This window comes from Spiroplasma turonicum (assembly GCF_001262715.1).
GTDB lineage: Bacteria > Bacillota_I > Bacilli_A > Mycoplasmatales > Mycoplasmataceae > Spiroplasma_A > Spiroplasma_A turonicum.
This window is the reverse complement of sequence record NZ_CP012328.1, coordinates 146251-165548: the sequence shown is the minus strand read 5'-3', so window position 1 is coordinate 165548 and position 19298 is coordinate 146251. Positions and strand designations below refer to the sequence as shown.

Below are 19298 nucleotides of genomic sequence, written 5' to 3'. Positions count from 1 at the left end.
AAAAACCTCTTTTCTTTATTAATATTTTATACTTTTAAGTCTAAAAGATTCTATAAATTTTCTACCAAATTTTGCTTGTTCTAATCCATTTACTTTAACTACATCACCTGTGAAGTTAATTTTATTTTTTGTTAGTGCTTCTCCAACTCCATATATATCAACCATTGAGTTTTTACTTTCAAATTCAGCAATTTTATTTTCATCAAAACCTGATGAAGCAACAATTTTCACATTATTAAATCCATTAAAATCTAATGCATCTCTTAACAATTTAACTAAGGTTACATTAACTCCATATAACTCTTCATTATTAATATCTAATAATTCTAGGGACTTATCTATTAAATTTGCAGAAGTATCAATTCTAACAGCATATACTTTATCCTTAAGTTCATTACAAACTTTTATTGAATCATTAATTACATCATTGTTATAATCAACTAAAACAACAAGATTATTGTCAGGGTATTGATTTAAATATGATTTTGCTGCAAGTGTAATGTCTCCATTAAATGCAGCAATTAATGAATGAGGCATTGTACCTTTTAAATTTGGTTTAATTCCTAAGTACTCAAATGATGCTGGAGTTACTAAATTGCTTAAACCAGCAACGAAAGATGAATATCCATCAATTTGTTGATTCAAATATATATCCATTCTATCGTTCATATTAATGACTTGTTTATTATTAGCAGCTAACTTGATTTTATGTGCATTATTTGCAACAGTAGTAGAGCGAGATAATATTCCATCGATTAAACCTTCTAAGTCACAGAAATCTTTGTATTTTCCAGTTATTCTTAATACAGGTTCAAAAGGTTGTATTATTGAACCTTCTTCTAAATATTCAAAAATAATATCTTTTGAACCTTTAAATTCTAATAATTTTTTTATTATTTCACTTCCACAAAAAAATACATCCTTCTGTCTTTGGAATCATTGCATTGTAAAAGTTGAATCTTTAAGTTGGTTGTTTATAATATTTCTAGTTTTAACGAAATAATCTGCTGTATAGAAATCAGACTTAATACGTTCATCAAAGTGAAAATTGATTTTGTTTATAGAATTTTTCATAAAGATTCCCCTAACATACTTTCAGAAGTATTAAGATCCATTATACCTATATCATTAATATTGTCATTTTTAATGTTTAATTCTTTTTTAGAACAAAGCATTCCATAAGAATCAAATCCAGCAATTTGACTTTTTTTTAATTGTATTCCATTAGGTAACCATGACCCTACAGTTGCTAAAGCAACAAACATTCCCTCTCTAACATTTTTTGCTCCACAAACAACTTGTAACCATTCTGAACCATTATCTACCTTGCATAATGATAAGTGAGTATTTGGTATGCTTTCTAATCTCCCAACTTTTGCAATTATAAATTGGTTTTCAAAAGTTAATTTTATATTAATTTTTTCAAGTTCATTATTAACTACATTTATTAAATTTTTATCTTCTAACTTATTTTGATAATCATCTAAGTTTACATTAAAAATATTAATACCAACTAACTCTTTTTCATTATAAAGTAATGAAATATTATCTTCATTTTCAGTTTTACTTACGACACTGTCACTTAATGTAACAATAATACAACTAAAATTTTTGACATAATTTAAAAAGATTTTCATATTTTATTTATACCTTTCAATTATTTGGAATAATTATAAATCAATTATATAATATAATGGATTTTTAAATAAAGGAGAAATAATGAAAATTGCAATTGTAATCGACTCGGCAAGTGGTATAAAAAATTTAAAAGATTACTCTGATTTATTTTTAGTTCCACTAATGATTTCAAAAGAAAATGGTGAACAAATTGCTGATGATGAACACTTTAGTTCTGAGGAATTTTATAAATTAAATGAATCACAACTACTAAAAACATCACAATCAATACCAGGAGTTATGTTAAATAAGTGGGATCAACTATTATGTGACTATGATAAGATTGTATGCATATTAATATCTAAAGGCTTATCGGGCCAATATAATACTTTTAAAATGTTTAGTTCTGAAGATAAATATAAAAATAAAGTTTATATTGTAGATACAAATGGAGTAAGCATCTTATTAAAAAGACAAGTTGATTTTATTCAAAAAGCTATAAAAAATGGTTTAAGTATTGAAAAAATAATTCACGATGTAGAAGAAATATCTAAAAACTTAATTGGTTATATAATACCTAAAAAATTAGACCAATTAGTTCGTGGTGGTAGAATAAGTAAAGCAGCTGCAGGTTTAGCTAAAATTCTTAAAATAACACCAATTCTGAAATATGATGGCACAATTGATAAGGAGGGTAAAACTAGAACATTCAAGAAAGCAGTATCTACAGCCTTAGATCTGTTAAAAAAAACTTATTCTAATGAATTACCTCTGGATATTGCCTATTCAAAAAGTAATATAGAAACAATAGATTTGGTAAAATCATTAATAGACGATAAAGGATTTAATGTAGGTATTTGAGAAGAATTACCAAATATAATTACTTGTCATACTGGTTTGGAAACTTTTGCTTTCATTCCAAATTTATATTAGGAGAAAAGAATGAGAAATGCAATTATAATTGATTCGTCTGCGGGCGTAAAGAATGTTAAAGATTACAAAGATTTATATTTAGCACCATTAATGATAACAAAGGAAAATGGTGAACAAATTGCTGATGATGAGAATTTAACTCAAGATGAGTTTTATAATTTATATGAAAAAGAGATGTTAAAAACTTCACAGACAATACCTGGTGAAATGATGAAATTATGAGATAAATTACTTGAAAGTTATGATAAGGTGATATGTTTATTATTATCTAAGGGTTTATCTGGACAATATTCTACTTGTAAAATGTTATCAGAAGAAGAAAAATACAAGGGTAAAATATTAGTAGTTGATACAAATGGGGTGAGTATCGTATTAAAGAAACAACTACTTCAAACAATTGACTTATTAAAAGAAGGTGAAAAGATTGAAAATATTTGTAATATTTTAGAAAAGGATAATAAAAATTTTAATGTATTTATTATTCCAAAAAAATTAGACCAATTAGTTCGTGGTGGTAGAATAAGTAAAGCAGCTGCAGGTTTAGCTAAAATTCTTAAAATAACACCAATTCTGAAATATGATGGAACAATTGATAAAGAGGCTAAAACTAGGACTTTTAAGAAAGCAATTGAAGATGCAGTTTTATTATTAAAAAAGAAGCAACCAAACTCAAAAATAATAGACATATCATTTTCAAAAAGTAGTGAAGAACTAATAAATACAGTAAAAGAAATAGTTAATAAACATGGTTTTCAAATAAATTTATTTGAAGAAATCCCAAATACTATAACTTGTCATACAGGTTTAGAAACATTTGCACTTGGTGTGTGAAGAAATAGATAGGTGAGAAAAATGAAAATTGGTATTTTGGTTGATAGCTCTGCATGCTTTAAAATAGGAGAATATAACTCTAAGATAATTGATGTGCTACCATTACATCTTATTGTCGATAATGAAAATGATTTTTTAGATACTGAGGAAATTATTGAAGCTAATAATTTGTCTGAGGAGTTAAAATCTGAAAAGAAAAAGTCAACATCGCAGGCTTCTCCAGGTGAGCTAATGGTTAAATATGATAAAATGCTTGAAAATTATGATCACATAATACATATCTCAATGCCAGAAAATTTATCAAGCATGATGCAAACTGCTTTTTTAGTTTCCTCAGAGCAACCTTATGAAGGTAAGGTAACGGTTATAAAACATAGTATGGCATCAAATGCATTAAAATATTTAGCCTTAAAGTTTGAACAAATGATAAATGATGGTATAACTGATATAGAAGTTTTTCAAAAAGAAGCGGAGGAATGAGAAAATAATTCTTTTCTTGCATTAATACCTAGTAATCTTCAAACTCTCGCAAGAGGTGGAAGAGCTAAAATGGTAATATTGAAGTTTTTAAAAATGGTTAAGGCTAAAGTTGCGATACAGTGAGGAAGAAAACCTAAAAAAATAGGAATAAGTCGAACTTATAACTCTCTTTTTGAAAAAACTGTTACAACTATTAATAAAGAACTAGATTCAGATTTTGAAGTTATCTTAATAGCTAGAAAAAAAGAAGTTAATCCCAAAATAGTTAACACTCTTAAAAATTACTTAAAAGATAACTCAATGAATTATATAGAAGAGGAAATGTCATTGTTATTTCCTTGACATGCAGGTGAAGATACTATTGGCTTGATTGCAATTAAAAAGTTTTTATTACCAAAAGTTTTTTCAGATAGAAATTAAAATAAAAGTGTTACTAATTGTAACACTTTTATTTTTTTATGTTTCATTAATGGCAGGGGTAGCAGGACTTGAACCCACGACACTCGGATTTGGAGTCCGATGTTCTACCAACTGAACTATACCCCTAGTATAAAAAAAACCCATTATATAGGTTTTTTATTTCATTAATGGCAGGGGTAGCAGGACTTGAACCCACGACACTCGGATTTGAAGTCCGATGTTCTACCAACTGAACTATACCCCTATAGCACCAAATTATTATAACATTTTTGGTACTTAATTATCTGTTTTTTTTAAAATTGAACATTCATTACATAATACATGTAATTCAACTTTTGAATGCATCAATTTATTTTGCGAATTTGCTAATAATTCAACAAACGTGTTTTCACATTTTAAATTGAAACTATCATCTTCTAAATCTTGAATTTTTCCACAAGTGTCACATAAAATATGTACTAGGCTTTTAGAGAGCACTTCATAAACGATTTGCTTACCATCAATTGAGTTAGAAAATAAAAGATGATGTTCTAAAAATAAATCTATATTATTATATATTGACATTACATTTACAGTTCCTAAATCCTTTTCAACAAAGGAGATCAATTCCGGCGTTGTAAAGTGTTTCATAGTTGTAATTGCTTTTAACATTGACATTCTCACGTCTGTTATTTTAATTTTTTTATTCTTGAAATAAGATATATAACTTTCTATATTATTTTTCATTTTTTAATTTTTCAATAATTAGAACAACATCATTAACAGTTTTTAATGATAAAAGATCATCATCTGATATACTAATCTCTAGTTTTGCTTCTAAACTAACTACTAAATCCATTAGATCTAATGAGTCAATTTCCATATCTTTAAATGATGTTTCTTTAGATATGTTACCTTTAGCACCTTTTTTTACTAACTCTTTTTTTATTTCTTCTAAAATATTCATATAATCACCATTTATAATTATATATTAATTTATTTTAAATAACCAATAATAATCTTTTAAATCTAGTTTATAAATAACATTAATTGACCTAGTATTATTTTCATCATCCAAAGAGAATTGAAAGTTTACATTGCTACTTATGGGCCCTAGTTTATAAAACTCTAGTAAAAAAAAGTATTTAAAATTATTAAAATGAAAATAATAGTTATCTTTATTTCTTTGTAAAATATAAATATTCTGTGCTGTATTGAAACCAATGGTTAAATTATCACTTTTAAAATCTTTTTTATCTTTCTCATCTGGCTCTTTATTTTCAATTTCTGGTGATGATGAAATATAACTTTTATTTGAATTTACAATGAAAATTATTATAGTAATAAAAATACTTAATACAAAAGTTAAAATTAAGGAAATAAAAAATATCTTCTTATATTTTTGTTTGGTTCTCATTTATATAACTAATTACTCCTTCCTTATCTTTGTTAAACATTTTACTTATTTTTTCTAAATCTATTTTAACAACGTAGTTTTCTGAAAAAAGATTCTTTGTATCTGAACTAATTAAATTTAATTTATATAAATCATTATTAGAAACTTTAAAATCTAAGGTAAGAATTATGCCATTAATATTTATAGTTTTACTAAAAATTAAGGGGCCACTATATAGTGGGCTATAAAGTATACCATTACTACAATCTAATGAATCACATTCAGTAACTTTATTACTTGGGTAGCTAAAGTTAGTTTTATTATCAAGTGAAAAAAAGTACTTGTTATTTTCAATTTTAATCTTATCTTTATAATTTTTAATATCATAATATTTTGGAAACTCAGATGAAGCAACTATTTCTGATTGTGTTTTAAAGTTTAAATCATAGTTTGTTTTATTAATAAAAGTATTAATTGTTTGTTCCATTCCAGGATATAATAGCTCCTTTATTGAATCAGTTACTTTAGATTCAAAATATGTATTTAAATGATAATTTTTGTCAATGAACTTATTGTTTTTATCTTCCATTTCTATTTCATAAAGTTCATTTATAATTTCATTATAGGAATTTGCTCCATCTACTATATAAGGAATTTGTTGGATATAAGTTGAAGCTTTATTGTATAGTTTTATTTTTTGAATGTTATTATTGTTTTCTACATAGTCAATTGAATTTACTAAATCAATTTGAATTTTTCCACTATTTTCAGGTTTAAAGAATTTTGTTGCTTGGTATTGTAACTGATAGGTTAAAGAGATTTGACTAACTCCTTCTAATAAACTTAAAGGTATATGTAACTCTTTAAATTGATGTCCTCTAAAATAAATAAATATGGGTTTTAATAAATCATATCCACCATCAATAGAATCGAAAATAAATATATCTTTACTCTCTTCGTTTTTTAAACTTTTAAAACCATCTTTTGTATTAATGAAAAACTTGCCATGTATATTGAATATCGTAGTAATGGTTTTGTTGCTATTAAGCTCAATTTCAAGATTGTTGTCATCATTGGGCGCAGGCCTTAAAAATAGTTTATAGTATTCTTCGTTATCATTTTTAAATACATGATTAAAGAATACTATATCAAATGACAATGCATTTTTGACATCAGAACTAATTTTTATATGTTTATCTTTATTTGGATCATTCTCTCTGAGTTGCTGATTATTTATATTTGTTGTAAAAATATTATCACCCCATTTATATTTCGACATAAAAAAAACTTATTTTCAAAAAAAATAAGTTTTTTTTCAATAAATGGGGCGTACAAAGGGAATTGAACCCTCGAATGCCGGAACCACAACCCGGTGCGTTAACCACTTCGCCATGTACGCCATAATTTAACTTTAATATTATACTAAATAAATTTTTATAAGCAAGTAAATTATTAAAATTAATTGTTTGAAGTTATAATTTAATATTTAGAAAAGTATAAAAGTTAATAACAATACTAATAATTAAAAACTTATTCTTTTGAATTTTCAATAAGAGCAAGCAATTGCAATGTAAGTAATTATCAAATAAAAAATTATGTATGAAGATGGAGAAATGAAATAATCATATGTGTTTGGTAAGATCTTACCATCATTATCAATTATAAAATTATATTGAACATAGGGCATAAAAATATTTTGTTGACTATATAAATCAATTTTAGAATCGCTATATGGATTAAATCATAAATCATCAAATGAATAACCTGAATAATAAGTATAATTACTCCACAAACCATAAAAAGGACTAAAAATTGTAAAATATGTAAAAATATTTCTAGTTGAATTGTATTTCTTATAATCCTCATTATTAAGATCTAGTTGACTATTTATAATTTTTTTATAAGTTGTTGTGTAAGAGACAAAATAATTTTCTAATAATCTTATAGCAATCATTAAAGGATAATTTAATGTTTGCTTAACAAATCTTTCTAAATCATTGCTAATACTATCATTAAATAAAATATCATTATTATTACTAATATTTGCAAACATTGCTACATAATTTGCCTTTAAAACTTCCACTTTTAAATCAGCACTGCAATCATTAGATTGTTCACTACATTCACCTGGTTTTGCATCAATCTTACTTTGCTTATCATTAAAAAATATAAAATCATCAAATAAACTATAAAAACTACTTTGTAAGTTAGTATAATAACCGTTAATAAATTCTTGAAATTTATATAAATCATTTAAAATTAGTTTTTTATCATCATCTTTTTCATTCAAAATTAGCTTGTTTAGTTCATTTATATTAATAAACCTTTTATTAAAAGATAATGTTAAATCATAATGTCGGTTTTTATTGCTCATAAAATCCTTCACTCAATTCTGAGGAATCTCATTATTACTATAATTTAGTTTTCTAAAAGTAACATCATTAATTTTTGCAACTTGATTATCTTCAACTATCAAACCTAATTCTGTTCAAAGATTTGATCTTAATAATTTATTTTTATCATTTGATAACTCACTTTTGTCTATACTGTTATTTGGAGAAATCAAAAAATTATTTATAAATTTAGATAAATATTTGAACTTAATCATATTGTTATTTATATAATTCTGTAAATCTAACGCTTCATATATATCATTAACATTATAAAGTTGATTTTTACCATTTTTTATATTATTAAAGCTTAATATTGTTGTTTCTTCACTACTTTTAATAAACTTTAAAGGTAAATTTGCAACAAAAGTGAAAGTCAGTAATAATGTTAAGAAAGTCATTGTTACTTGATTATTAAAAAAAATTAATAAGAAAATTACAAAATTGGATAAACAAAACAATAATAAAGGTGCAAACCAAAGGAACGTGAAGGTTTTTTGTAATATTAATGAATTATCAAAATGAAAAATAGAAAACATCAAATTAAAAAAAATAAAACTGAATAAAACCTGAGACAAAATTATTATCAAACCACATAAATAAATACTAAAAAGTAAATTTAATCTTGATACAACATTCGATAAAGTAACAAATATTGTTCTATCTTCGGTTTTTCTTACAAAGAAATAAAAGTTAATCCTTATTATAAGCATAAACATTACAACTCCAATAAAAAATAATGCGTAGAAGTCAAAATAAATAGCTACTTGACTATTATCTTTTAAAAACGAAGTATAAATAGAAAATAGTACTGAAAAAGCTATTGTTACAATATTAAAATATATAAATGTTTTATCAAATAATAAATTTTTAAATAAAAAATAAATTATTTTAAAGCAATTTACATTGGTTATACTTTTCTTCATATTGTAAATATCATACCTTATCCTTATTTATTCTAAAATAACATAATATTAAATAAAACAGCTATATTTTATTGATAATTAATAAAATATTAAGAAACTGTTAGCATTTCAGGTTTTTCTAAAATTTGTTTTACTCTAGCCATAAACCTTCCTGCCTCAGCTGCATCTATTATTCTTTGATCAACTGTCAAACTCATATTCATGATTGCTTTTATAGCAAGTTTTTCATTATCAACAACTACAGGTTTTTTTACAATCTTACCAACACCAATTACTGCAGCATTTGGATAAAATATTGTTGGTGTTGCTTGGATAGCTCCAATATTACCATAATTTGCAATGGTTATTGTACTTCCTTCTGATTCATAATCGTTTATTATACCTCTTCTTAATCTTTGAGTAATTTCTTTTATATCAATTGCCACTTCTTTAATTGTTAATTTTTCAACAAATTTTAAAACTGGTATAATTAAACCTTCACTAGTCTCAGTTGCTAATCCAATATTATGAAACTTTTTAATCACTAATTCATTAGTTTCTGGATCATAACTAGAATTTAATTTTGGATAGTCTCTTAAAGCTATTGAAATTGTTTTAGCTATAAAAGCTATTGTTGTAAATTTAACATTAGATTGAGTTTGTCTAAGAACGTGTTTTAATTTTAGTATAGAACTCATATCTATATCAGTTGAAATTGTCAATGGTGGAATATAACTTTGACTTAATATCATTGATTTTACTGCACTATTTCTGTTTTCATTAACCCTTGTACGTTCTACAAATTTGTTTTCTTGATTATTCTCATAATTTAAATAACCGATTGTATTATCAGGTTTTTGTTTTTCAAAACTAACAACTTTTAATTCTTCTCTTAATTTTTCAGTTTCCTTTTTTAATTTACTAACTTCTTCTTCTTGAGATATTTCTGTATTAATTTTATTAGTAAAATCTTTAATTTCATTTTTTATTAAAGATTTTATATCATCTATATTAGTATCTTTTTTTGGATTTAAATTTTGCATCATATTTTGCATCAACATATATTGCATCATTTGTCCAAATAAATCATTTGTACCTTGGAAATGTGATTGTTGATTTAACCTATTTGTTGCATTATTTAATTGGTTCTGTTGTTCTAAAGAACTTTTTAACTCAGCTATTTCCTTTTGTAAATAATTAATTGCCTTTGCAGCAACTTTTTCATCAGCTTGTTTTTGTAACTCTTTACCTTGTTTAATTAATTCGTTTTCAATATTAATATTCTCAGCGTTAATATTGTTATTGTTGTTTGTTACATTTTCACTTAAATTGCTAGGTATGTTAGACTGATTGATTTGCTCATTTTGAAATTTATTGACATTAGAATAATTATTAGCGTAACTTTGATTACTGCTAATGTTTTGATTCATGTTGTGTTCTTCATTTGTTTTTACATACTTATTATCTGGTAGATCATTGAAATTATTATTAGCATTAACAGGTTCTCCAGAGTTTAAATATTTCATTTCATCCTTATAAGCAGTATAAAGATTTGATGCTCTAAGTCAACCTTCAAATTCTTTACTTCCTCTTGGAGTATCCATATATCTAATGTACTCTACTTTACCAGTGTCTGGATTTTGAAAAGGTACTTCTTTAGTAAATTCTGCTGGTAATCCAGTTTTTTTTATAGCCTTAGAAAATAGCATTTTATCTTCATTTAAACCTTGTTCAACAGCTTGTCTCCTTAAGTTTATAACATTTCTTTCATCTCTATCTTTAATTAAGTTTCATCTTTTTTTGTTATCATATAAGCTAGATAATTTAGACTCTGCATATGTTTTTTGACCCTTTGAGTTTAATTCTCCTACAAGTTGTTGAGCATCTTTTTGTGGCAATACTGACCCTCCATATTTAGAAAGTGAATTAGCATCTATAACTGTTGGTTCTTTATCTTCTACATAACCACCATATGAAACACCAAAATCACCATCTTCAGATGATCTTTGTCTCATATATGAATCTTCATTATTATTATTCATTAATTTATTAAAATCTTGCTGTCTATTTTGATTCTGCATAACCGCACTCCTTTGGCTGTCAATTATAGCGTTTTCTTTTGTTGCCACAATATCTCTTTCTAAAACAGAAGTGTCTCCCCCTGCTGCTGCTAGTTTTTCAATCCTTGATTTAATAATATTTCTCATTATCAATGGTCTGCCTTTTTCATCTAATTTAGACATAGCATTTAATTGATTAGTATTATCCTCAACTTCTTTAAAATCATTTTCTTCAAGTAACTTTTCTTTTCTAGCTTGAATTATTTGTCTGAACTTACTTACACCTGTTAAATCATCTTTAGCAAAAAGGTTATTGCTATTATTACCAGAACTATTAAGTATTTCACTATTTGTTATTTTTAAAAGTTCTTCTTTAGGTAAATCTCCCATTAACTTGTTTTGAGGAGCATTTTTTATAGAGTTTCTGATATTTTCTCTCATTTGAGCGAATCTATCTTTATTAGTAGATGGAGATGCCATAATATTTAAATCCTTATCTTCAATTTCTTTCATTTTTTCAGGTGTATCTTTTATATCTTCTGATGTTGATGAGAAAGGAGTAATTGCTTGATTATACTTATTGTAAACAACAGCACCTGAAAAAGTGTCTGCATCAGTTTCTGCATCAACAAGTCTTGACTCAGCTGCTTCGGGTATATCAATTTCCTTGTTATCATTTGATTTTTTATTTGATTTGGAAACTAATTTTTGAATTTCTTTTTCACCAATTGCAATATTGGCAAGTATACTGCCATTTTTCACAGGGCTACCGATTTTAATTGTCTTTGTAATCATTCCATTATAATTTGATTTTATTTTAACTTCTCTACCATCTTCTAATTTGATTAATGCAAAATCTTCACCAAAAGCAGTATGGTTACCTTTGAATAATCAATCTTTTAAAATACCTTTTAAAGGCAAATTTCTAGCTCTAAGATGGACCATAAAACACCCCTAAATAATAATGTGACGAATTAATTACAAAAAATAAAGGTCAAGCAAACCTCTATTAGTCAACATATTGAGACCTTGATATTATTATACCTTTTTTTATAAGCTTTTTAAACCTCTCAGCCTCTCTTAAATTATCTTTTACAAATAATCTATCTTTAAAGCTGACGTTTTGCAATAAATGCTTTATATATTTTTTATAATTTTGTTTATCTAATTTCACTTTTTTACGATAACTATAAAATAGATATTTTTCTGCATCTAATAATTTATTATAATAATTTAAAGTTTCAATTTTTGCATCACTTGGTAATTTTTTTATATGCTTTTTAAACATAAGCATTTTAGTATTATTCAAAAGAATCATTTCTTTTAAAATTCTTATATTTTCTTTTCTAATTAATTTAATTCTTAATTTTCTTTTTTTGTACTCTTCAATTGTTAATAAATTGTCATTAACATCATGCCAACTATAATATTTGTCATTATTAATTTTCAAGTACAAAAATTGTAAACCTGTTACCAATGAAGCAACGCAAAAAACAGCAATAACAAACAAAGTTACTGTTACTCAATATGGGTGATTCATATTTGTACTTCATATTTTATCACCTGTTTTTAGTTCATAACTATTTAAGTTTAAAAACCAATATGGATATCACATTTGACTATCATATTTTACGTTACTATCAATTACACCATTTGAGCTTGTTCAGAAATAGTTTCATATTCAATGATCTTTATTACTATAAATGTCATTAAAAAAACTAGGGGAGTATTGCTTAAATCGATAATTTCCTCTTATTAAAATAAATAATAAGTACATCAATGGATAACAAGTAATTGCTACATAAGTAAATTTTAAATGTTTTTTAAATGATATATAAAAGTTTCCACAAGATATAATGAAATATCCTATCATTATAAGTGGTATGATAAGATGTAAAACAACCGTTGATATTCAATTAGGTATGTTAGTTTTATCATCATCACCTTGCAAGGAGAAAATTCCTATTCAAAATACTACCATAGTTAAAGTAATATAAACTGTTATTGCAAGTTCTACACCCAAACTTAGGTTTTTATTATATATTTGTTTATAAAGTATTGCAATAAATAAATAACCCACAACAATGTAGTTGGATTGTGTTGTAAAATATGCAAAATAAATATCTATTCTATCATATATAGGAATTCCATACATATTTATTTTTGGATCATACATTTGCAATAAAAAATCAAATATTAAAAATAATATCATTGAGATTAACAAAATAAATTTTATTGAAAATTCTAAATTTTTATTTATTTTCATATATCACCTTTATACTAAAAACTACTTATTATTATTTTTATAAAACTCTATTTCTCTAATAATCGAAGAGGATAGCTTTCTTTCATTTAAATCTGATACAAGTAAAATAGTTTCAATATTACTATTTAAAGATTTGTTGGCATCAATAAACTCTATTTCATTTTGAAACGTTTCTGTATCTCTAACTCCTCTAACAATGAATCCTGCATTTACTTTTTTTGCAAAATCGATTGTCAAATAATCTTTATTTATTAATATTTTTGTATTATCCAAATCACTTATCATTAATTGAATCTTATTAACCCTTGATTCAAGATCTGGATTTTCGTTTTTATTAATGTTTTTAGTTATTACAATATATACGAAATCGAATAATTTTAATGCCTTATTAAGAATATTCAAATGACCATTATGAAAAGGGTCAAAACTTCCTGGATAGATTGCAATTTTTTTACCTATATTTACCATATAGATATTTTATATTTTTTTATAAAATAAAATCATAAATATGATAATATTTTTAAAAAAGGGGTAAAAAATGGAGTATTTATTTATAGATGTTGGTAATACAACAGTTGACTTTAGAATGTATAATGATGAATGTAATAATTTTAAAGAAATAATGAGACCTTTAACTGATGATGAGTATTATAAAAATTGTCACAACCTTGATGAATATTTTATAAAAAATAAATTAAGCTTTACAAAAATAATTTACTCATCAGTTGTCCCATCTTGAACTAAAATAATCGAAGAATACTCAACTTTTAAAAACATTGAACTATTGAATATAAAAAATAGTTTTAAACATAATTTAAACAACTTTAAAATCGATAAGTTTGATATTCTTGGTGCAGATTTTATTGCAAATTATTATGGTGCTACAAAGTATTATAATTTTAATAATGCAATTGTTGTTTCTATGGGAACAGCAACTACAATTATGGTTATTAAAGAAAATTGTTTACTAGGTACTGTGATTTGTCCTGGATTAGAAACTGCATTAAATGGACTTATAGGAAAGGCTGCACTTTTAAAAAACTATCATTATGAAAAATCAAGTTTAATGATTGGTACGAATACAATAGATGCAATTTCAATTGGTATTTTTAATCTACATTATATTATGATATATAACTACACTAACTTTTTAATGAATGAATATAAAATTAAAAATGTAATAATTACTGGCGGTTACTCTCAGAATTTTGTTGATGAAATTAATCACAATGGTTTTATATATGATGAATCATTAATTTTTAAAGGTATGTTAATGATGATTAATAAATAAATTATATGTTGAGCCTTTAAAATTGTAGTAATAAAAAAACCGGTTTTTCAACCGGTTTTTTAACTTTTCTAAATAAATTAAATTATTTAATAGCTTCTTCAGCAGCTTTAAATGTATTTTTTATAGTGTCTGCTGATTTTTTTAAGTTTTCTAATTCATCTTGTGTTAATTCTCATTCTAAAATGTTTGTAATACCTGTTGTACCTAATGAACATGGAACACTAACATAAGTATCACTTATACCATATTCACCTTGTAAGTATGCTCCAACCATTAAAACTTTATTTTCATTTTTTAAAATTGCTTTAACAATTCTACATAAACATGCTCCAATTCCATAGAATGTTGCACGTTTTTTTTCAATAATTTTATAAGCCATATGAACAGCTTCATCTTTTAATTTATCAAGTTCATCTTGACTAATTTTACCTTCTTCAATATATTGTTTTAAAGGTTTTCCCATAATAGCAGCTCTACTTCATAGTGCAACTGAAGAGTCACCATGTTCACCAGCTAATACTGTATTAACTTCCTTTGTATTAACATCAAATTTTTCTGATATCAATCTTTTTAATCTTGAAGAATCTAATGTAGTTCCTGAAGATATAATAGAGTTTGGTGCAAAACCAGTAACAACTCTATATACATTTGTTAATACATCAACTGGGTTAGATGCAATAACAGTAACACCACTAAAACCTGAGTTTTTAATTTCAAGTGCTATACTTTTCATAATTTTTGCATTATCTGCAACCATTTCAAGTCTAGTTTCACCAGGTTTTTGCGGACGCCCTGCTGTAATAACTATAACATCAGCATCTTTACAATCTTTATAGTCACCAGCTTTTACACTATGAAAGTAATGTGGAACTACCGCTTGCATATCATGTAAATCTAATTCATTTCCTTCTGCTAAATCTTTAAATACGTCTATCAAAACATAATCTTCTGCTACTCCTTGATTAATTGCAGAGTAAACAAAACTAGTTCCAACAGCACCACAACCAACTAATACAACTTTTTTACTTTTTATCATATAATTCAATCTCCCTTTAAAGTATTATATACCCTTTTAGAATATAAAAAATGCCAAATGGCATTTTGTAGTTATTAATAAACACAATGTATAAAAACAATTTATTAATACTAACGTTTTGAAAATTGTGGGGCACGACGAGCACCATAAAGACCATATTTTTTACGCTCTTTAACACGTGCATCCCTTGTAAGTAATCCTTTTGATCTCAACTCAGTTTTGTAATCTTTACTTGCTTCAAGTAAAGCTCTTGCAATACCTAATCTTGCAGCACCAGCTTGACCTGTAAATCCGCCACCTTTAACTTTAACAGTAATTGTAAAGTCTTCTTTAGTTCCTGTTGCTACTAGTGGTTGTTCCATATCTTGAACCAATGTTGCATATGGAAAAAAATCAAGAGCTGGTTTTCCGTTAACAATTATACCGGCATTACCTGGTGTTAATATAACTTGAGCTACTGAAGATTTTCTTCTTCCTGTACCTCTATAAGTAACTGTAGATTTTTTTATAGCTGCCATTAATTGTTAACTCCTTTCTTAGTGTTTATGATTAGAACCTCAGGTTGTTGAGCTTCATGAGGATGTTCTGATCCAGCATAAACATGCAATGCACGATATTGATTAGACCCTTGAACTGTTTTAGGTAACATAAGTCTTACTGCTCTTTCCACAATTCTTTCTGGGAATAGTTTTCTTTGAGTTTGAACATTTCTTACTTTTAATCCACCTGGGTGAAATGAGTGAGAGTAATAATTCTTATCTTTTTCTTTATTTCCAGACAAAATAACTTTTTCTGCATTAATAACTATAACATGATCTCCATTATTAATATGTGGTGTAAAACTAGGTTTATGTTTACCTCTTAAAATTTTAGCAATTTCAGTAGATAAACGTCCTAAAGTTTGTTCACTTGCATCTACTACATATCATTTTTTTGCGATATCTGCTGTTTTAATAAGTGTAGTTTGTTTCATGCGCTTTTTCTCCTTCGCTTCCGGGGCTTGTGAGTAAGCAATTTAATTATATATATTTAATGTAAATTTGTAAATACAATATACTTTTTTTTATTGTAACTTTAATTTAAAGTTTAATTATATTGGTATTTTAATTCAAATTACAATATTCTTACCTAAATATATTTTAATTTTTTAAGTATAACTTTTCTTTTTAATTTCTCATTAATAACCAATATCATAAGCTATTTTAAAAAAAGTATTATAAATCTATATTTTTATAAAAAAAACCTTTATTGTAGTTTATATAAGATTATAATCTTATTAACTAATAAAGGTTTACTTATTAAAAGTTTATTCTCTTCACAAATAAACTAATGTATCTGCTGTTTTACCACAAGCACATACTCCACAATTTTCTTTTGATTCTTTTAATTTAATTTTTGCAAAACCATTTAACATATCTCCTGTTTGAAGAGATTCTGTTAATTTTTCACCTTTTTGTAAAGAAGCTATAACAGTTTTACCTTCTTCTAAATATTTTGTAATTAAATCAAAATTACCATCGGTAACTTCAACTGTATTATTTAAATTAAATCCCATAAGTACCTCCTTTCTTAGATATAATAAAAGAAAAAAAAGAAGAAAAATAGTAGGTACTTTAAAGTAACCTAAGGGGAGCAAAAATGAACTCATGTCCAGTTGAGTATAGTCTACAAATTTTGAAAAATAAATGAACTATTTTAATAATTAGGGAATTACTTAAAACTGAGTTAAGATTTAATGAATTAAAAAAGAAATTAAATACAATATCAACTAAAGTTTTGACTGAGAACCTAAGGTTTTTAGAGTTTAAAAATATTATATTAAGAAATGAAATTATTGGTAAAGTTACAAATGTATATTATTCTTTATCAGATATTGGTTTTTCTTTAAAACCAGTTTTAGATGCTTTAGCAAATTGAGGAATAGAACAAATGAAAAAAAATAAAAAAGTCACAATGAATTGTGACAAATTTCAATAATGGTCGGAACAAGTGGACTTGAACCACCGACCTCACCCTTATCAGGGGTGCGCTCTAACCAGCTGAGCTATGCTCCGATATTTCAAAATGAAAACAATAAGATTATAATCAAAAAAAACAAAAGTAGCAAGAAAAAATAATAAAAAAAATAAAAAAAACGCACTTTTGTGCGTTTAAGTTACTGAATAAATGCATAGGCTATAAAGTAAGCAATGAATATGAAATCTAATAATCATACAAGTATTGGTACTTTTTTAACTTGTTTTGTAGATATACAACCTACTGTATAAGCGATCATACCTACTGCTATACCATTTGCAATTGAGTAAGTTGTAATCATGAAAATTATTGAAAAGAATGCACCTAAGCCTATTTCAGGTTTCTTCCACTCTATATCAGTAATTGATTTAATCATAATAGTTCCTATGAAGACAGTTGCTGCCCCACTCACAGAGTTTGGTATCATTTTAAACAATGGGAATAATGCTAAACTTAATAAGAAAAATAATGATGTTATTAAAGTTGAAAAACCAGTTCGTGCACCTTGTGAAATTCCTACACAACTTTCAACATATGCTGACATGTGACTTACACCCATAACTGATCCAATAACTGTTGAACTAGCATCAATAATTAATGATTTATTTGATAATTCGTCATTTCTTTCAGTGATTTTATTAGTTTCAATATTAATTGTTTTTAATGTACCAGTAGCATCAAAAAAGTTTAATATAATAAATATGAAAATTGATACATACATAACTGGTTTGTTTCATATATTGACATTTGTAAATTCAGAGTAAGCATTTTTTATGTTACTTCCAAATCCACTAAAATCATCATAACTTCACCCATTTCAAACTGAATTATTAAATGATGCAGATATAGAAGAACTATCATTAACAGTATTTGCAAGTATCACTGCAATAATAAAACCTATTAACATCATTAATGCAACAGGTGCTATAAATTTTTTATAAAATAATATTATTGAACCAAATAAAACTACCATTCCAATTATTATTCCTGGGTAATACAATTTAAAATTTGATAATTGTGCAGATGGTATTCCACCTGTAGTCTCAAATCAACCTATATTAGTAAGACCTACATAAGCTATAAAAAAACCTATTCCTACTCCAAATGCCAAATGCATTGAATGTGGTATGCATTGTATTAAAAGAGTTCTTAACTTAGTAATAGAAAGAATTGTAAAAAATATAGATGATATTAAAGTTGCGATTAAAGCACCTTCATAACCTATACCATTATGTGCAATGTTGAAAGTAAACATTGCATTTAACCCCATACTTGGAGCAACACCAATTGGTAAATTTGCAAATAGACCCATAATAAATGTACATATGAATGCAGAAATTGCTGTTGCAACAAATATTCCACCTTCATTCATTGTGACTGAAGAATCCTTTATACTTGGTGCTTGTTTTAAAATACTTGGTTCAACTGATAATATATATACCATTGCTAAAAAAGTACTAATACCACCAATTATTTCTTTTTTAAATGTGGCTTTAAAATAATCAAACTTGAAATATCTTGGTATAAATCTTCTTTTAGAAGATTCATTTATTTCTGCTTTTGTTCTTTCAATTTTAAAGTCATCATTTTTTTTTATTTTATCCATTTAACCTCCGAAAATAAAAAAGACTTATAATTTTAAGTCATATTTTGTAATTAATAGAAGTTTTAATTTAGA

Annotated in this window: 20 protein-coding genes and 4 tRNA genes; 5 read left to right on the top strand and 19 right to left on the bottom strand. The window is 25.5% G+C overall.

Annotation, left to right across the window (positions count from 1 at the left end):
• Window positions 1-18: 18 nt before the first annotated feature.
• Together STURON_RS00850 and ytpR are read right to left on the bottom strand one after the other, a co-directional pair.
• On the bottom strand, window positions 19-1074 hold the full coding sequence (locus STURON_RS00850) for a nicotinate phosphoribosyltransferase (protein ID WP_075048000.1): 1056 nt from the start codon (window positions 1072-1074) through the stop codon (window positions 19-21).
• Window positions 1059-1637, bottom strand: a complete 579-nt coding sequence (gene ytpR, locus STURON_RS00845) for a YtpR family tRNA-binding protein (RefSeq protein WP_075047999.1) — start codon at window positions 1635-1637, stop codon at window positions 1059-1061. The genes STURON_RS00850 and ytpR overlap by 16 nt, the downstream gene beginning before the upstream one ends.
• A gap of 82 nt (window positions 1638-1719) precedes the next feature.
• On the opposite strand from ytpR, the gene STURON_RS00840 reads away from it, so the two are divergent.
• From STURON_RS00840 to STURON_RS00830, 3 genes are read left to right on the top strand one after another with little or no spacing between them, the layout of a single operon-like run.
• Window positions 1720-2550, top strand: a complete 831-nt coding sequence (locus STURON_RS00840) for a DegV family protein (RefSeq protein WP_075047998.1) — start codon at window positions 1720-1722, stop codon at window positions 2548-2550.
• Window positions 2551-2559: 9 nt separating this feature from the next.
• Window positions 2560-3393 (top strand): DegV family protein, encoded by an 834-nt coding sequence (locus tag STURON_RS00835; RefSeq protein WP_075047997.1) that lies wholly within the window; start codon window positions 2560-2562, stop codon window positions 3391-3393.
• Window positions 3394-3402: 9 nt separating this feature from the next.
• Window positions 3403-4281: a DegV family protein gene (locus STURON_RS00830; RefSeq protein ID WP_075047996.1), complete on the top strand. Its 879-nt coding sequence runs from the start codon at window positions 3403-3405 to the stop codon at window positions 4279-4281.
• A gap of 50 nt (window positions 4282-4331) precedes the next feature.
• Here the strand turns inward: STURON_RS00830 and STURON_RS00825 are convergent.
• The 11 genes from STURON_RS00825 to coaD all read right to left on the bottom strand — a co-directional run bounded on the left by STURON_RS00825 (window position 4332) and on the right by coaD (window position 13745).
• Window positions 4332-4407 (bottom strand) — tRNA-Trp (locus STURON_RS00825).
• 42 nt (window positions 4408-4449) lie between these two features.
• Window positions 4450-4525: transfer RNA gene (locus STURON_RS00820), tRNA-Trp, on the bottom strand.
• Window positions 4526-4557: 32 nt separating this feature from the next.
• Window positions 4558-5007 carry a Fur family transcriptional regulator gene (locus STURON_RS00815; RefSeq protein WP_075047995.1) on the bottom strand — a complete coding sequence of 150 codons (450 nt, stop codon included), beginning with the start codon at window positions 5005-5007 and terminating at the stop codon, window positions 4558-4560.
• Window positions 4997-5227, bottom strand: coding sequence for an acyl carrier protein (locus tag STURON_RS00810; protein WP_075047994.1), 231 nt, complete (start codon window positions 5225-5227; stop codon window positions 4997-4999). The genes STURON_RS00815 and STURON_RS00810 overlap by 11 nt, the downstream gene beginning before the upstream one ends.
• Window positions 5228-5251: 24 nt before the next feature.
• The gene (locus tag STURON_RS00805) at window positions 5252-5677 is read right to left on the bottom strand and encodes a hypothetical protein (RefSeq protein ID WP_075047993.1); all 426 of its coding nucleotides are present in this window, start codon (window positions 5675-5677) and stop codon (window positions 5252-5254) included.
• Entirely contained in the window at window positions 5655-6935 is a 1281-nt protein-coding gene (locus STURON_RS00800; protein ID WP_075047992.1) for a hypothetical protein, read from the bottom strand. The genes STURON_RS00805 and STURON_RS00800 overlap by 23 nt, the downstream gene beginning before the upstream one ends.
• 44 nt (window positions 6936-6979) lie before the next feature.
• Window positions 6980-7055: transfer RNA gene (locus STURON_RS00795), tRNA-His, on the bottom strand.
• Between the two features lie 123 nt (window positions 7056-7178).
• Window positions 7179-8972: an ABC transporter permease gene (locus tag STURON_RS00790; RefSeq protein WP_075047991.1), complete on the bottom strand. Its 1794-nt coding sequence runs from the start codon at window positions 8970-8972 to the stop codon at window positions 7179-7181.
• Window positions 8973-9061: 89 nt separating this feature from the next.
• Window positions 9062-11956 (bottom strand): 2-oxo acid dehydrogenase subunit E2, encoded by a 2895-nt coding sequence (locus tag STURON_RS00785; RefSeq protein ID WP_075047990.1) that lies wholly within the window; start codon window positions 11954-11956, stop codon window positions 9062-9064.
• 64 nt (window positions 11957-12020) lie between these two features.
• A complete protein-coding gene (locus STURON_RS00780; RefSeq protein WP_075047989.1) occupies window positions 12021-13277 on the bottom strand; it encodes a hypothetical protein in 1257 nt (418 codons plus the stop codon).
• Window positions 13278-13298: 21 nt separating this feature from the next.
• Window positions 13299-13745 (bottom strand): pantetheine-phosphate adenylyltransferase, encoded by a 447-nt coding sequence (coaD, locus tag STURON_RS00775; protein ID WP_075047988.1) that lies wholly within the window; start codon window positions 13743-13745, stop codon window positions 13299-13301.
• Between the two features lie 70 nt (window positions 13746-13815).
• Between coaD and STURON_RS00770 the strand changes: the two genes are divergently transcribed.
• Window positions 13816-14568 carry a type III pantothenate kinase gene (locus STURON_RS00770; RefSeq protein WP_075047987.1) on the top strand — a complete coding sequence of 251 codons (753 nt, stop codon included), beginning with the start codon at window positions 13816-13818 and terminating at the stop codon, window positions 14566-14568.
• Window positions 14569-14650: 82 nt separating this feature from the next.
• Here STURON_RS00770 and STURON_RS00765 read toward each other — a convergent pair whose 3' ends face one another.
• The 4 genes from STURON_RS00765 to STURON_RS00750 form a co-directional block, all read right to left on the bottom strand.
• Window positions 14651-15604 (bottom strand): L-lactate dehydrogenase, encoded by a 954-nt coding sequence (locus STURON_RS00765; RefSeq protein WP_075047986.1) that lies wholly within the window; start codon window positions 15602-15604, stop codon window positions 14651-14653.
• A gap of 110 nt (window positions 15605-15714) precedes the next feature.
• Window positions 15715-16122: a 30S ribosomal protein S9 gene (gene rpsI / locus STURON_RS00760; RefSeq protein ID WP_075047985.1), complete on the bottom strand. Its 408-nt coding sequence runs from the start codon at window positions 16120-16122 to the stop codon at window positions 15715-15717.
• Entirely contained in the window at window positions 16122-16577 is a 456-nt protein-coding gene (gene rplM, locus STURON_RS00755) for a 50S ribosomal protein L13 (protein WP_075047984.1), read from the bottom strand. The genes rpsI and rplM overlap by 1 nt, the downstream gene beginning before the upstream one ends.
• A 333-nt stretch (window positions 16578-16910) precedes the next feature.
• Window positions 16911-17159 carry a hypothetical protein gene (locus tag STURON_RS00750; RefSeq protein ID WP_075047983.1) on the bottom strand — a complete coding sequence of 83 codons (249 nt, stop codon included), beginning with the start codon at window positions 17157-17159 and terminating at the stop codon, window positions 16911-16913.
• 83 nt (window positions 17160-17242) lie between these two features.
• Here STURON_RS00750 and STURON_RS00745 point away from each other — a divergent pair, with 83 nt between their 5' ends.
• On the top strand, window positions 17243-17581 hold the full coding sequence (locus STURON_RS00745; RefSeq protein ID WP_075047982.1) for a winged helix-turn-helix transcriptional regulator: 339 nt from the start codon (window positions 17243-17245) through the stop codon (window positions 17579-17581).
• On the opposite strand, the gene STURON_RS00740 is transcribed toward STURON_RS00745, so the two are convergent.
• Together STURON_RS00740 and STURON_RS00735 are read right to left on the bottom strand one after the other, a co-directional pair.
• Window positions 17582-17658 (bottom strand) — tRNA-Ile (locus tag STURON_RS00740). It lies immediately after the preceding gene.
• A gap of 101 nt (window positions 17659-17759) precedes the next feature.
• A complete protein-coding gene (locus tag STURON_RS00735; protein ID WP_082236154.1) occupies window positions 17760-19226 on the bottom strand; it encodes an NCS2 family permease in 1467 nt (488 codons plus the stop codon).
• Between the last annotated feature and the right edge of the window lie 72 nt (window positions 19227-19298).